Genomic DNA, 14,580 nt, shown 5'->3' on the forward strand with positions numbered 1-14,580 from the left:
TTTAAACGTATGAAGAAAACGCGCACATTAACTGCAGTGCGCGTTGGTTGGGGAAGTTTTAACTGTTAATTTTGCTCAAAGCGGGCTTCGAGCCAAGTATCATCTTGTGCAAAGTTTAAAGTTTTAATCTTACCTTTGCCCTCAACGTTTACCATATTTACCTGAGATGGCCATAAATCACGAAGCGCGCCATTGCTCATTTTAATTCCTTCAATGTTTTCAGGAATTGGTGCTTCTTGGTAAACCCAAAAAAACTTACCATCAACTTGTGCTCCCACAAAGTTAAGTGGTAAAGGTTCACCACTTAATGTTTGTAGAGCAACATGCGATTCAACATATTTAGCAAAACGTTGCTGATCGGCTTTATTGCTAATAATATCGATTTTGCCTTCAAATAATGTTCCTACGGCATGTTCGGTATCATGTAAATAAAAGCGGTGCATTAACTCAACATTATGCGTTCGTTTATTAAAAAGCACGGTTGTAATTGACGATTTTAGTTGATGCGCCATACTCGGCGCAGCAACTAAAAGGCAAACAATAATAAGCAAAAAGCGCATTATTGCGGCTCCTCACCGTTATCTTTTTCGTCTTTCTTCTCATCAGTTTTAAGCTCAGTTTTAATATCTTGCATGATATCGCGACTTACTTTAGCTTTACTCTTTTCCTTTTTAAACACTTCAATACGTGAAGGAATAATACGACGAGGGTAGTTATTATTTTCAATATCTACATCCGCAGTTTCCCAATTAGGATCTACAGTAACTGATACAAGCGGTTTGTTTTTATCGGTAACAATTAGCTTTTGAACATTTTTATAATTACGACGCCAAATTTCAGCAGGAATATAACGCTCTTCAGTCGTGCCATCTTCATATGTTAGCTCAAGTAATATAGGCATTACCAAACCACCAAGGTTTGAAAATTCCATAACGTAGTAGTTTTTATCTTCTTCTAAAGCACGTTCAAGCGTTTTACGCTCCCACGGCTCTAAGCCTTTTAAAAACTTATTGTACGAGTTACGTTCTTTATTGGTTACAGTAAAGCGGTCGTTTTCGTCATAAAAATCGGTAACATCAGGGTTTTGCTCAACCCATGTTTTTTTACCTTCGGCGCGGTTACGCTCAACAAATAATGACGTAGGCTTGTCTGCTTCAATATCACGTAAACGGCTGTAATCAATATCAGGGTTTTTAGTGTCTAAACGTAGTTGATACACTTTATCTAAAGAGATATCAACATGGTCTGTGGTGTAAAACCAGCCACGCCAAAACCAATCTAAATCAACACCAGAGGCTTCTTCCATTGTACGGAAAAAATCAGCTGGAGTAGGGCGCTTGTATTTCCAGCGCTGAGCATACTCTTTAAATGCAAAGTCGAATAAGTCACGGCCTAAAATTACTTCACGTAAAATATTAAGGGCTGCGGCAGGTTTAGTATAAGCATTAGGGCCTAAACGTAATACGCTGTCTGACTGAGTCATAATTGGTACTTGGACTTCTGACTTCATGTAGCTCACTATATCGCGAGGCTCAACACCCCAAGGAATAGTAGGATCCCATTCACGACCAGCAACACCATCTAAAAAGCTGTTTAAGCCTTCATCCATCCACGTCCATTGGCGCTCATCTGAGTTCACAATCATCGGAAAGTAAATATGACCCACTTCATGAATAACTACGCCAAGTAAAAAGCGCTTTTCAGCCTGAGAATACGTACGAGTACCGTCATCTTGTAACTTAGTACGCGGACCGTTAAAGGTGATCATTGGGTATTCCATACCACCAACTGGGCCGTTAACCGACTGTGCAGTTGGGTACGGGTAATCAAAAGAATACTTAGAGTACACTTCCATTGTGTGTACTACCGCTTCAGTTGAGTACTTTTTCCATAAGTCACCACCTTCTTTAGGGAAGAACGACATTGCCATAACTAAAGGCTGAACGTCACCACCTTGTTGATAACCTTTTGCATCCCACATAAACTTACGAGACGACGCCCAAGCAAAGTCACGAACATTCTGTGCTTTAAAGTGCCACGTTTTAGTTTTGTCGGTGCCTTCTTTTTCGTTTTCTAGCGCTTCTTCTGCGTTAACAATAAACACAGGACGCTTAGATGTTTCAGCTTGCTTTAAACGTTTGCGCTGAGTACTTGTAAGTACTTTGCTCGCGTTATCAAGCTTACCTGTTGCCGATACAATGTGATCCGCAGGAACAGTAATCTCAACATCGTAATCACCAAACTCAAGCGTAAACTCACCAGAGCCTAAAAATGGCTTGTTTGTCCATGCCTCGTAATCGGTATAAGCCGCTAAGCGAGGGAACCACTGAGCAATTAAGAATATGTCGTTGCCATCTTCTTCAAAGTGCTCGTAACCAGAACGTGCACCTACAGCATCTTCTTCAACAATGTTGAAGGCAAAGTTCATGCTAAATTCTACTTCTTTACCTGGTTTTAATGGCTCGTTTAAATCAATGCGCATTAAAGTATCAACTACAGTTACGCGTAGCTCTTTACCATCGTCATCTTTTACGCCACTGATAGTATAACCCAGTTCGTTGTCGCTCATAAATTGCTGACGGCGTAAGTCACCTAAACTTAATTTAGCAGGCTTTTGAGCTGGTAGGCTTTCTAAAGTGCTTTTAAACGTTTTAGTTGTTTCGGCAATTGAATCGCTTTTAAAAATATTTTGATCTAACTGTAACCATAAATATTTAAGTGTATGCGGAGAGTTATTTTTATATTCAATGCTTTGGCTACCGGTAATACGGTGCTTTTTTTCATCTAGCTTTACATCAATATCGTAGTTTACACGTTGCTGCCAGTATCTTTCACCTGGTTCGCCAGCGGCACTACGATAAACGTTGGGTGTAGGAAGCGCTTCGTCTAATTGACGAAATTTATCAACAAAAGAACCTTTTGTTTGCTCAACCGAAGACGCCATAACCGCACTAGATATTGCCAAAGGCAATACAAAAGCACTTAGCGTAAGACCTATTTTTTTCATTGTTAGTCCTAATATAATTTTGTGAGCATACTTTGACAAATATACCAGTTAGCTTCAATAAATTAGCGACCAAGTACCGTATTTTTAGGGTGATGTTCACTTAGTTTATTAGATTGAAAAGTACAATTATTTTGTAACAAAATACGAATAAATAAAAACTGTAAAGGGGCTTTACAAAAGTGGGTTTTAATAATGGTTTTGAGCTGTTAAATACAAGTTTTAGAGCTTGAAAAAAGCACATTAATTTTACCTACTTTGCTAAAAAAGTATTGCTTTAACATTATCAGGTAAACCAATAATCCTATGTATAAGTGTCTCAAATTTCCAACAAGTAAAATGAGCTAAAAGCCCACTTTACTGAACAAAAATACAGTGAAAACAGCTGAATTATTGGCTCAAATATTGCCGAACTTCCTTAATGTTCGCTATTTTTACGATAAATGATAAATAGTGCAATTTTAGGTTGATCTTTAGTGCAGTTTATATTTAAAATCGCCAACCTTTTTATTTGAGGCAAATAAATTCGTCACATTTATCCTCAAATTAATATCGATTACTAGCAAGAAATGCGGTGGGCTTATGGATTTTTACATCCTAAAAAAACAACAAGAACTAATTGCGATTCCAGCAAGTGAGAATAACTGTAAGCAGTATCTCGATTCGGGTTATTTTTATATCGATAAAGTAGCAGCGTGCAACGAAACTAATGCATTAAAGGCGCTACACGCAAAACAAACTAAAACGTTAAAAATTCCATTATTAATGGCACTTTTAGCATTACCGGTTGTTTTTTCAGCTTGGTACAGTTTAACCTAAGGTAATACACGGCTTAGGCTTGCATCTTTAACTGCCTTGGGTATATTGGCGCTCTTACGGTTTTATTAAGAGCGCGACATGAAAGTCCTCCACACCTCAGATTGGCACCTTGGCCAACAATTCTACGAACACGACCGCCGTGTTGAGCATCAAGCCTTTTTTACATGGTTATTAGCCACTCTTGTTGAACAACAAATAGACTTACTTTTAGTTGCTGGCGATATTTATCATACCGCGACTCCAAGCGCTAGCGCCGAAAATCAGCTTTACCAATTTATTAAAGACGCCAAAAAGGCATCCCCACAATTACACGTAGTAATTATTGCGGGTAACCACGACTCTGCAAATCGTATTTTGACAGCTCAGCCATTACTAGCGCAATTTGATACACACGTAGTAGGGCGCTTTGATGTCGCGACACCCGATGAAACTGTTATTACCATAGATACCAATGGTAAACGCGCTGTAATCGTCGCTATGCCATTTTTACGTGCAAGCGATGTAAGTTTACTTAGCCAAACTGAAAACGGCCCTAGTTACGCTCAAGGCGTTGCAAAAGCTTATGAACTTGCACTAGAGCAAGCTACTAATATAAACGAGCAAAACTCACCACTAATAGTTATGGGGCATTTACACGCAAAAGGCGGGGATATCTCAAGTGATTCTGAGCGTAACTTAGTAATAGGTGGTGAGGAGTCTATTTCAGCCAATGTATTTGGTAAACAAGCCAACTATGTTGCCCTTGGGCACTTACACAAAGCGCAACAAGTCGCTAAAAGCGATATTATTCGCTACAGCGGCACACCTATACCTATGTCGTTTTCAGAACGTAACTACACGCACCAAGTAAATGTTGTTGAGTTTATTATTGATGAAAAACAACATATTAGTACAACTGTAAACCCCCTTTACATTCCGCGCTCTGCCGATGTAATTGTTTTACCAAAAGGGGAGTGTGTGCCATTAAGCGAACTATGCGAGCAAATTAAAGCGCTCGATGCTGCACAAAATACAATAGCGCCTTATTTACGTGTAAAGCTTAAATCAAGCGATACCGACACCACCTTCAGAGAACAAATAGAACAAGCACTTGAAGGCAAGCATATTAAATTTTGTGGTATTGAACGTGTACGTGAGCAATCGACTCAAAATGACGACAACACCGTATTTGAAGATTTAAGCGAAGTTGAAATGCTCAACCCGCTTAACTTATTAGAACAAGCATTTGCAAACGATAAAGATATGGCAGGGCAAAGCGTACCCGATGAGCTAAAAGCACTTTTAAGTGATGTGATAAACGAGCTTACGGAGCAAGAACAACTATGAAAATAACCGCAGTTCGTATTCATAATTTAGCCTCAATAGTTGATGCTGAAATAGACTTTACTCAAGCCCCATTAAAAGATGCAGGCTTATTTGCAATAACAGGCGATACCGGCGCTGGTAAAAGTACCTTTTTAGATGCGATTTGTTTAGCCCTTTATACAAAAACAGCGAGGCTACGCGGCGATAAAGGTAACTTAATTGAGTTTAATGGCGACAGCATTAAGCTTAATGATGCGCGAAACCTACTACGCAGAGGTACATGGGAAGGCCACGCCGAGGTTGACTTTTTAGGGCAAGATAAACAGCTTTACCGTGCGCGTTATACAATTGCACGGACCCATAAAAAAGTAACTGGCAAACTTAAAGTAGCAGAGCACACATTAGTAACCCTGCCAGACGAAACCCTTATAGCTGACAAAAGCCACACAATAAAAGAAGTTGAGAGCAAAATAGGGCTTAACTTTGAGCAGTTCTCCCGTGCCGTACTTTTAGCGCAACATGAGTTTGCTGCATTTTTAAAAGCCACTGGCGATGAGCGAGCGCAACTTTTGGAGTGCTTAACAGGCACCGATAAATTTAGCCGTATTGGCGTGCGTATTTTTGAGCGCCATAAAGAGCAAGTGGCAAAGCTTGAAGCGCTTAAAGCAGGCCTTGAAAGCTATACCTTATTAACACCAGAAGAACTCGAGTTACAACAAACCAAGTTAACCGATTTAAAAGCGCAAACCGAACACACTAAAAAAGAGCTGACCAAAACCGAAAAAGCACTTAACTGGTATCAGCAAGCTACAGTGCTTGAGCAAAATTTACTGCAGGCACAGCAAACTCAGGAACAAGCAAGCTCAGCGCTTGAAAGTATCGTTGTTCAAAGCGAGCAAGCAAAACAAGCTAAACAAACGCTTGAAATAAAAGATAACCGCAGCCGTTTTACTCAATTAACCGATCAAAATACGGCGTTAGATCAGCAAATAGCATCGCTTAAAAGTGTTGATCATTTAGCGGTAATTAACGAGCGTAACACCGCGCTTGCTAAGCATACTGAGCTACTTAATAACGCCAATGAGCAAAAACAAAATGCAGCGCCCGTTATAGCAAAAGCGAGAGAGCTCGACAGTAGCATTGCTTTGCAAACTCAAGCTGTAAAAGGCGCAGAGTCGCAAATAATCAAAGAGCAAACTCAACTTGATGAGCTCAATCAGCAGCTTAAACAAAGCAATAACGAGCTAGAACTCGCTAATACCGACTCAACTAAAAGCCAGCAATGGCTTAGTGAGCATGCACAGCTGCACGTTTTAGCAAAAGACTGGAGCTACTATCAGCAAAGCTTTAATACCTACTTAAATGCACAACAGCAATTAACTGCAAACCTTGCACAAAGCCAAACTCTTAATACCGAGCTTGCAGGTCAGAGCAAGCATTTAAATACACAAAGTAATAAAGTGCAGGAGTGCGAGGCGTTACTTACGAGCGAGCAGTCAGCTTTGCAGGTTTTAAACACTCAGCTTAATGAATTTAATGCAGAGCACTGCGACGCGCAGCTAAAAAGTATTGATTACTTAAAAGAGCAGCGAGAGCGCTATAAGCAATTTAATGCGGACCTAAAACAAAGCACTCAACGCCAGCAAGTGCTCAATCAGCAGCTAAATGAAAGCCAGCAAGTCCATGTTTTACTTAATCAGTATTTAATAACCAGCGAGCAAGCACTTAAAGGCAGCGAGTACGCACTTAACCAAGCGCGCTTAAGAGCCAGCGAAAACGTAGAGCATTTACGCACTGAGCTTCGCCCTAATGAGCCTTGTTTAGTGTGCGGCGCCACTGAGCACCCGTATGCGGTAAACCAAAATCAGCAATTAAATAACTTAATTACCGATTTTGAAAACGCTTTTAATGCCGCTAAAAAGCAATTTGACCATGCACAAAGTGAGCTGCATAAGCATCAAACTCAACATGCTGTATTAACTGCTGAAAACGGACAACTTGAGCAAGTAATTCAAACGGCAAAAACCAAACAGCTCGACATTAGAAATACCATGCTAGGCGCACGTAGTGAGCTTAACGACTTAACGCCTGATCAGCTTGAAGTAACTTATAAGCAACTAACGCAGCAAAAAGCGCAATACTTTGAGCAACAAAAACGTCAACGTACACTGCAAACTAAAGTAAATGAGCTACAAGCAGCACTTAAAGCAGAGCAGCAAGTACAGCAGCAACTGAGTAATAAACACCTTGAGCTTACACACCAGCAAAACCAGTTAACGAGTAAGCATAGCGAACTAAGCGCGCAAATTAACGAGCTGGGTACAACGCTTAATAGCCAATTTGAAAACAGTGATTTTTGGCAGCAACTACAAGCCAATACGCTTGAACTTACCGAGCTGAGCGAGCAGGTTTCGCAGTATCAGCAAACTCAAACGCAACTTGAGCAAAGCCAAAAACGTCAAGACACAGCTAATGAGCAAATAAAGCAGCTCACACCGCTTGTTAGTAAAAGCGAGCAATCGTTAAAAGCACTTAATGAAGAGCTTGTTAAAGCTAAAAATTTACTAAGCACTGTGCAAAGTGAGCGCTTAGCTTTATTTAATAACGAGCAAATAAGCGCAGACGACTACCAAGCAAAACTTACAAGTGCGCAAGAGCAAATGCAATCGCAGGTTCAAGCGAGTCATAAAGCCTATGACGACGCTATAAAACAACGAGATGAGCACGCTATAACGCTTAAAAATGTGGAGCAACGCTTACTTGAAAACAGCCAAGAACTAGCAACACTTGAGGCACGTTATAACCAGTGGTTTACTGACTTTAAAGCGCAATACAGCGATGTAACGCACGAACAGGTCAAAATTTTACTAACGCTCAGTAGCGATACTATTAAAGCACATTTAAATCAACACGAGCAGTTAACTCAAGCGTTAACAGATGCAAATGCCGCATTAAAACAGCAGCAACTTACGCTTGGAAAACACAACAGTAGCGATAAGCCAACACAAAGTGCAGAGGCTTTAAGTACGCAATTAAGCAGCTTAAATGAGCAACAAACGCAGCTGCAAAATTCATTACTAGCAACTAATACCGCTATTGAGCAACACAACCAAAACGCAAAGGCGCTTGAAGGCAAACAAGCTGAGTTAACTACGCTTAAAACACAGGTAGAGCAGTGGCACTTGCTTAATAAAGTATTGGGCGATGCAACGGGTAAAACCATGCGTAACTTAGCACAAACACAAACGTTAAAAATATTACTGCACTATGCCAACAGCCATTTAAAAACACTCAACAAACGCTACGAATTAACCGCCATAGCGCAAACGCTCGACATTGCAATTATCGACCGCGACATGGCCGACGAGCAACGCTCTGTTAATACGCTCTCGGGCGGTGAGTCATTTTTAGTATCGCTAGCGCTTGCACTTGGTTTAGCATCGCTTTCGTCTAACAAAGTACAAATCAATTCTTTGTTTATTGACGAAGGGTTTGGTACGTTAGATAGCGAAACCCTAAGCATTGCAATGGACGCTTTGGATTCTTTGCAAGCACAAGGCAGAAAAGTAGGCGTTATATCGCACGTAACACAAATGAGCGAGCGTGTAGCCACTCAAGTGCATGTAGCCAAAAAGCCAGGTGGATATTCCACAGTTGAAGTTTTATAAGCAACATTACTGAAAACAAGGAGATACAATGCCAACGTTTACAGGCGAGCAAGCAACACAATACGATAGCCGCATAACCCGTTTAGTGCCTGGTTATGAATTATTACATCAGCTCACTAATGCGCAACTACAAGCAACGCTGGGCGACAATGCACATATTTTGGTAGTAGGGGCAGGCACAGGCAAAGAAGTACTTGCACTGGCTGGACTAAACCCTACGTGGCAATTTACTGCGCAAGATACATCAGCCGATATGCTTGCTATCGCACAGCAGCAATTTGATGAGCAAGGCATAACAAGCCGCGTAGATGTACATAATGGCCCCGTTGATAAGTTATCGGTTAAAGCCGATGCCGTTTTATGTTTACTAGTAATGCATTTTTTAGAAGATAACGGCGATAAAAAAGAGTTATTAAAAGCGATTAAAGGAAGCCTTAAAAAAGACGCCAACCTTTATATTGCAGATTTAATGCGCCCCGAAACTTCTTTTGAGCGCGAAGCCCAGCTTACAACTTGCGCGCAATTGGGTTTAACCGAAACAGGTAAAACACAAACAGGGCACGACTTAGAAAATGAGTTTTACCCGCTTGATAGAATGCGCTTTAGCGAATTGCTAAATGAGTGCAAATTTGGCATTCCGAAGCTGTATTTTAAAGCCCTAGGTTTTAGCGGATATGTAGTTTAAGTTTCACAAGCTAAACAAGCACCCGCTATTTAGCACCAATAAAAACACCGAGTGAACAAACTCGGTGTTTTTATATAACCCTCTCTACACCCCGAAGTTTCTCTAAGCGTAGGTCGGATAAGTGAAGCGCCACCCGACGCTCTAATATCCACATCACTCAGATCATTACTGTGCCAGCAATCCTAACCAATCTCTCCAAGTGCTTTCATTGCAGCTTGTGCTTTGTCTGTTTGTACAAAAATATGGTCGTGATAAAACGCAGCTACCACATTAGCGCTAATGCCATGCTCAGTTAGCTTTGCAGATACCGCAGCTGTTAGCCCAACGGCCTCTAAGCTTGAATGTACATTAAGAGTAATTAAATTATATTTACCCTCGTAAGTAATACCTGCTTTATCGGCGATTTCAGCTTTTAAAATAAGGGTTAGGCCTTCCTCTTCAACGTAAGTGGCAAGTGGCTCTAAGTGAACATAATCAGCCAATTTCCCTGCCAAACAGCAAAATATGTATTCACCTTGTTTAAGCACAGGCTGCATTGATTTTAATAATTCGTTTAACTCTAAAATTCCGGCCATGGTCGTTCCTTACAATGTGTTATTTAGTGCCTTTTAGCTGCGCGACTAGCTCGCTTAATCTCGCAATTTTTATATTACTTAATTGCCTGTAATCAAAATACGGGCACACAATAATGTTGTTACTGGTGTCTATTGCAAACTCGTCGTCGAGCCAATCAAATTGTGCATGCAACTTACCTTGTTGTAATAAGTTTTTAGCGTGCGTACGCCCAGCAATTATGTGTAGCTGATTTTGATTGCTAGTAGCTTTATCTGCGCAAGTAATAGTAGTGTCAGGCGCGCTAAATAGCAGGGCGGTTTTACTATTTTTTTGCAGTAAATACTCATCGCGATATTGTTGCCAAGTAGGGGCTTGTTTAGCAAATGAATAATGCTCACTTGGCAGGGAAAATAGCACTTTGGCGTAAACGTTAAACACTTTGCGCCAACCAATACCACAGTACTGGTTTATGGTATTTATTTGCTCATTTATAACCGGTTCTAGGCATTCAAGTGTTTCAAAAAACGGCATTGGCGGCGCTTTTGCTACGTATACCGCCACGCTAAATTGCGTATCACCTAAGCCAACTAATTGGGTATTCAAGTTAGTTAGCCTTGTTTTGCGCTAAAATACGGTCGAGGTTATTTGCAAAGTTTTGGCGATCGGTTTGGCTAAGTGGCGGCGGCCCACCACTCATTTCTACGCCGCTTGAGCGCATGGTATCCATAAAGTCGCGCACGTTAAGTATTGAGCGGATATTCTCGGTGGTATAAAGCTCGCCACGTGGGTTGAGTGCTTGCCCGCCGTTATCAATTATTTCACTTGCTAGCGGAATATCGCCTGTAATAACTAAATCGCCTTTTTCAACACGTTTTACTATTTCGTCGTCGGCTACATCAAATCCCGACGATACTTGAACGCGGCTTATGTATTTTGACGGCGGAATACGCATTGCATGATTCGCTACTAAAATAGTCTCGATTTTCATACGCTCTGCAGCTCTAAAAAGTATTTCTTTTATAACAACAGGACACGCGTCTGCATCTACCCAAATTTTCATGCTATGGTCATTTTTATTGCTTTAGAATTAATACGATCCTATAGCAAATTTTTTTAATCGGCTAGCAAACTTTATATCCATCTATATTTAGATAATACGTACGATTTATGTAATTAAAAAAGGAGCTTACATGAAGGCTATTAAATACGGTTTACTTATTACAGGGTTATTTTTTCTTAGTGCCTGCACCAGCCCTCCTGAGGGAATAACACCCGTTAAAAACTTTGATATACAAAAATATAAAGGCAAATGGTTTGAAATAGCGCGTCTTAATCACTCATTCGAAGAAGGGATGGAGCAAGTTACCGCGACTTATTCAATTAACGACGACGGCACAGTAAAGGTCCTTAACAAAGGGTATTTAACGGATGATAAAAAATGGGATGACGCCGAAGGCTTAGCCAAGTTTGTTAAGGGCACCGACACAGGGCATTTTAAAGTCTCGTTTTTTGGTCCATTTTATGGCGCTTACGTGATTTTTGAACTTGACCAACCCGATTATCAATATGCATTTATAACCAGTTACAACAAAGATTACTTGTGGTTTTTGTCGCGTACACCAACGGTTAGCAAAGAGCTTAAAGAACACTTTTTAACTAAAGCTAAAGAGTTGGGCTTTGCTACCGATGAAATAATTTGGGTAAACCAAGAGACTATGTAAAGGGGGTTTACAGTTAGTTATATACGTTTTTAAAGTAGTAATAAAAGAGTAATTTAATTGTAAAGTAACTTAAATATATTATGGTTATATTGTGTGTACTTGCCGTGAGACAGCAAGTATTGGAAACACTGAATATCCCCTATTGTTGGCAAGCTATATAGCTTGCCATTTTTTTTGCCTAGGGCGTGTTGATCTTTGTGGATTGAAATCTGTTCAATCTCGGGGCGATTAAATCGCGGCGCGAGGTTTGTAACCTAGTGGGCTAAGTAAAAACCGAGCAACAAAGAGTTAATCGTCCCTAGAAAGAACCCAAAGGGCAGCGCATGTTTGGTATTTATGCTGCGTTATCGCCTATTTATGGGGAATAACCACACTACATAGGCTCTGCCTTGCCTAAATACCAAACAGTCTGCTGCAAATTCACCCACCAAAGATCAACACGCCCTAATCTATGGGAAAGTAACGGATCACGTTTTTACTAACTAAGGCTAGTTTAATGCTAAAAACAACCCACTTAGTACAACTAACACGCTATTTAAAACACTAAACCACTTCACGTAGCCTACTAAAAAATTATAAAAAACCATTATAATTAAGACACTTAGGCTCATAAATCCGCAAAATAGTAATGCACCATATCCATCTTGAGTAACTATACAAAGCACAAAGCTTAGTAAAATACTGATCCAAGCAACTAATAGCAGCTTTTTACGTTGGGATTCTGTAGGGCGTTTTTTAAATACATCTTTAAAATGATTATACTTAGCTAGCGCAAAACAGTTAAAACTGAGCAGGCATAGGCTAAACCCAAGTAAATCAATCATGGTTTTTGCCCTTTAAAGTTATTAGATTGACTAGGGCTGGTTATTTTTGAGTTGTTTTTAGCAGTACGTAATTTTTCGGTTTGTATAAAAAACAATATACTAAATAACAAAAACAGTGCATCAAAAGTAAATAAAGCCCACTGTTCGTGCATCAAATAGCTAACTAGATTACCGTTAGTTGTAAGTGCATTAATAACCGGTACGCTTAAACATGCAACAGCATTTATAGCTGCCATAACTCGCCATTGCAGTGTGTCGCGCTTTATAAGTGCTAAAAGAGCAACCGCTAGCCATGTTAAAAAGAACGCGAGTATTTCTTTATCGGCGCGCTCTGCGGTAGTTGGGCTAAGTAGTCTGTTAGCAATAAAAAATGCACACGTTGCCAGTGGAAGTCCCATAATAGTGGCTAGGTTTAACCCCTCAACTAGTTTTAAACCAAACGAAGGTTTAACGTTATTTTTAGTTCGCTCGCGAATTCGCTTAGCCCACATAATACAGCCAGAGCCAATCATTACACAGCCTGCAATACCGCCTAATACGTATAACCAACGCAGTAACCACGTAGCTAAACGCCCTGTATGCATTGAATTAAGTGATTCGTAAAGCGCTTTGCTGCTAGTTAGCTCGTCATCAGTTTTAGCGACCATTTGCCCTGTAGCACCACTAAATATTAAGCGTGGTGCTTGGTCACGTAGTGTTTTACCTGCGCTTACCAATACGGTAATTGTTGAAGCTGCCATATTTGGTTGGTTAACTTGTACGCGAGTAATATCTGCATGAGGCCACTTAGTATAAACCTGATCTAAAATGCGTTGTATTGGCACCATTGGCAATTCGCCTTGGGCTTTATCGGTCATGGTATTGCGAGGTGTTACATCGTTAAAAAAGCCACGCATGCCGTCATCATAAGACGTTTGCGCAGGGTAGGGAAACAACATAAATATAAGTGTAATTATACCCGTGTAAGTAATCATTAAATGAAAAGGAAGGGCAAGCACAGAGCTTAAGTTATGGGCATCTAACCATGTACGGCTACCTTTGTTACGCCTAAAGCTAAACATATCTTTAAAAATACGCTTATGAATAACCACCCCCGATATAATGGCAATCAGCATAAAAAAGCTAGCAAAGCACACAATCCAGCGTGCGGTTATTGCATCCATGTAATGTAAATCATAGTGCAGCCGATAAAAAAAGTTACCGCCTTTAGTATCTACAAAGGGCTCAAGCTCTTGCATGGTATTAGGGTTTAGCTGTGTGTTTTCAAACCGGCTGCGGCGCTGGCCTGGCTCTTTTGGTTTTGCATAACCATAAATTAAATAAGGAATACGCGGCTCGGGTAATGTAATACGCCAGCTTGATGAGTGAGCTCCATGGCTAGCTAAGTAATCAAATCCGGTAATTATTTGTTGTTTTTGCGCTTCTATACGCTGTGTTTGGGCTTGCACATTATGAATGGCTGGTTGATTCCACAGCGTTATTTCGTCTCTAAAAAAGCTAAGAGTCCCTGCAAAAAATATTAAATATAATAACCAACAAACGAGTAACCCTACCCAAGTGTGCAACCAAGTCATCGATCTGAAAAAGCTGTCTTTCATACCCAACCCTTCAGTAATGCAAGCAATCCTATGAACGCTCCTGTACTTAGTAAAATACTGATCCATACTGTTTTTAATGATTTAACGCTAAAAGCATAAATAAATACAACGGCATAAATTAAAATGCTGATTGAAACACTAAACAGCACAGCGTCTTGTTTAGCTATTGGCAATACAAAACTTAATAACGCAGTGCTTGCAGAGGTAAAAGCATAGCCACCAATTATGGCAATAAAAAAACGTAAAAATACCAAAACTCGATAACTGCTTACGCTTTTTACTATAAGCGCAATCACGTTAACCTTATCGAATGGCGCACTGTGCAAAGGTGCCTGCATAGTTAATTAATCCCTTTATTTAAAGCTGAGGATAAAACAAAGGCGCTATTATATATGTTACAA

13 protein-coding genes are annotated in these 14,580 nt (G+C 40.2%); 5 read left to right on the top strand and 8 right to left on the bottom strand.

Annotated features, from left to right (window positions below; translation table 11 throughout):
* Positions 1-65: 65 nt before the first annotated feature.
* Together H5092_RS05650 and H5092_RS05655 are read right to left on the bottom strand one after the other, a co-directional pair.
* A complete protein-coding gene (locus H5092_RS05650) occupies positions 66-560 on the bottom strand; it encodes a DUF6702 family protein (protein ID WP_154902845.1) in 495 nt (164 codons plus the stop codon).
* Positions 560-3,007: a M1 family metallopeptidase gene (locus tag H5092_RS05655; RefSeq protein ID WP_154902844.1), complete on the bottom strand. Its 2,448-nt coding sequence runs from the start codon at positions 3,005-3,007 to the stop codon at positions 560-562. The genes H5092_RS05650 and H5092_RS05655 overlap by 1 nt, the downstream gene beginning before the upstream one ends.
* A gap of 579 nt (positions 3,008-3,586) precedes the next feature.
* Between H5092_RS05655 and H5092_RS05660 the strand changes: the two genes are divergently transcribed.
* The 4 genes from H5092_RS05660 (at position 3,587) to H5092_RS05675 (ending at position 9,481) form a co-directional block, all read left to right on the top strand.
* Complete coding sequence (locus H5092_RS05660; RefSeq protein WP_002959190.1) at positions 3,587-3,823, top strand: hypothetical protein; 237 nt, start codon at positions 3,587-3,589, stop codon at positions 3,821-3,823.
* Positions 3,824-3,901: 78 nt separating this feature from the next.
* Positions 3,902-5,149 (top strand): exonuclease SbcCD subunit D C-terminal domain-containing protein, encoded by a 1,248-nt coding sequence (locus H5092_RS05665; RefSeq protein ID WP_182733074.1) that lies wholly within the window; start codon positions 3,902-3,904, stop codon positions 5,147-5,149.
* Positions 5,146-8,796 carry an AAA family ATPase gene (locus H5092_RS05670; protein WP_182733075.1) on the top strand — a complete coding sequence of 1,217 codons (3,651 nt, stop codon included), beginning with the start codon at positions 5,146-5,148 and terminating at the stop codon, positions 8,794-8,796. Before H5092_RS05665 ends, H5092_RS05670 begins: the two co-directional genes overlap by 4 nt.
* 28 nt (positions 8,797-8,824) lie before the next feature.
* Entirely contained in the window at positions 8,825-9,481 is a 657-nt protein-coding gene (locus H5092_RS05675) for a class I SAM-dependent methyltransferase (RefSeq protein ID WP_182733076.1), read from the top strand.
* A gap of 182 nt (positions 9,482-9,663) precedes the next feature.
* Here the strand turns inward: H5092_RS05675 and H5092_RS05680 are convergent, their stop codons facing one another.
* Genes H5092_RS05680 through H5092_RS05690 form a run of 3 tightly spaced genes read right to left on the bottom strand, consistent with a single transcriptional unit; the run spans position 9,664 to position 11,096 of the window.
* Positions 9,664-10,056: an ACT domain-containing protein gene (locus tag H5092_RS05680; RefSeq protein ID WP_182733077.1), complete on the bottom strand. Its 393-nt coding sequence runs from the start codon at positions 10,054-10,056 to the stop codon at positions 9,664-9,666.
* 19 nt (positions 10,057-10,075) lie between these two features.
* Entirely contained in the window at positions 10,076-10,639 is a 564-nt protein-coding gene (locus H5092_RS05685) for a DUF6942 family protein (protein WP_182733078.1), read from the bottom strand.
* 1 nt (position 10,640) lies between these two features.
* Positions 10,641-11,096, bottom strand: coding sequence for a YaiI/YqxD family protein (locus tag H5092_RS05690; RefSeq protein WP_182733079.1), 456 nt, complete (start codon positions 11,094-11,096; stop codon positions 10,641-10,643).
* Positions 11,097-11,226: 130 nt separating this feature from the next.
* Between H5092_RS05690 and H5092_RS05695 the strand changes: the two genes are divergently transcribed.
* On the top strand, positions 11,227-11,757 hold the full coding sequence (locus H5092_RS05695) for a lipocalin family protein (RefSeq protein WP_182696560.1): 531 nt from the start codon (positions 11,227-11,229) through the stop codon (positions 11,755-11,757).
* Positions 11,758-12,245: 488 nt separating this feature from the next.
* Here the strand turns inward: H5092_RS05695 and H5092_RS05700 are convergent, their stop codons facing one another.
* From H5092_RS05700 to H5092_RS05710, 3 genes are read right to left on the bottom strand one after another with little or no spacing between them, the layout of a single operon-like run.
* Positions 12,246-12,581, bottom strand: a complete 336-nt coding sequence (locus H5092_RS05700) for a DUF3325 domain-containing protein (RefSeq protein WP_182733080.1) — start codon at positions 12,579-12,581, stop codon at positions 12,246-12,248.
* Positions 12,578-14,179: a PepSY domain-containing protein gene (locus tag H5092_RS05705; protein ID WP_182733081.1), complete on the bottom strand. Its 1,602-nt coding sequence runs from the start codon at positions 14,177-14,179 to the stop codon at positions 12,578-12,580. Before H5092_RS05705 ends, H5092_RS05700 begins: the two co-directional genes overlap by 4 nt.
* Complete coding sequence (locus H5092_RS05710) at positions 14,176-14,517, bottom strand: hypothetical protein (RefSeq protein ID WP_002959167.1); 342 nt, start codon at positions 14,515-14,517, stop codon at positions 14,176-14,178. Before H5092_RS05710 ends, H5092_RS05705 begins: the two co-directional genes overlap by 4 nt.
* Positions 14,518-14,580: the final 63 nt, after the last annotated feature.

This window comes from Pseudoalteromonas sp. SR41-7 (genome assembly GCF_014163935.1).
GTDB lineage: Bacteria > Pseudomonadota > Gammaproteobacteria > Enterobacterales > Alteromonadaceae > Pseudoalteromonas > Pseudoalteromonas distincta.

Bases quoted from the DNA above. Each gene is read 5' to 3' on its own strand.
- H5092_RS05710 (WP_002959167.1), bottom strand. From the start codon at position 14,517: ATGCAGGCACCTTTGCACAGTGCGCCATTCGATAAGGTTAACGTGATT.
- H5092_RS05650 (WP_154902845.1), bottom strand. From the start codon at position 560: ATGCGCTTTTTGCTTATTATTGTTTGCCTTTTAGTTGCTGCGCCGAGT.
- H5092_RS05705 (WP_182733081.1), bottom strand. From the start codon at position 14,179: ATGAAAGACAGCTTTTTCAGATCGATGACTTGGTTGCACACTTGGGTA.
- H5092_RS05695 (WP_182696560.1), top strand. From the start codon at position 11,227: ATGAAGGCTATTAAATACGGTTTACTTATTACAGGGTTATTTTTTCTT.
- H5092_RS05680 (WP_182733077.1), bottom strand. From the start codon at position 10,056: ATGGCCGGAATTTTAGAGTTAAACGAATTATTAAAATCAATGCAGCCT.
- H5092_RS05675 (WP_182733076.1), top strand. From the start codon at position 8,825: ATGCCAACGTTTACAGGCGAGCAAGCAACACAATACGATAGCCGCATA.
- H5092_RS05700 (WP_182733080.1), bottom strand. From the start codon at position 12,581: ATGATTGATTTACTTGGGTTTAGCCTATGCCTGCTCAGTTTTAACTGT.
- H5092_RS05690 (WP_182733079.1), bottom strand. From the start codon at position 11,096: ATGAAAATTTGGGTAGATGCAGACGCGTGTCCTGTTGTTATAAAAGAA.
- H5092_RS05655 (WP_154902844.1), bottom strand. From the start codon at position 3,007: ATGAAAAAAATAGGTCTTACGCTAAGTGCTTTTGTATTGCCTTTGGCA.
- H5092_RS05665 (WP_182733074.1), top strand. From the start codon at position 3,902: ATGAAAGTCCTCCACACCTCAGATTGGCACCTTGGCCAACAATTCTAC.
- H5092_RS05660 (WP_002959190.1), top strand. From the start codon at position 3,587: ATGGATTTTTACATCCTAAAAAAACAACAAGAACTAATTGCGATTCCA.
- H5092_RS05670 (WP_182733075.1), top strand. From the start codon at position 5,146: ATGAAAATAACCGCAGTTCGTATTCATAATTTAGCCTCAATAGTTGAT.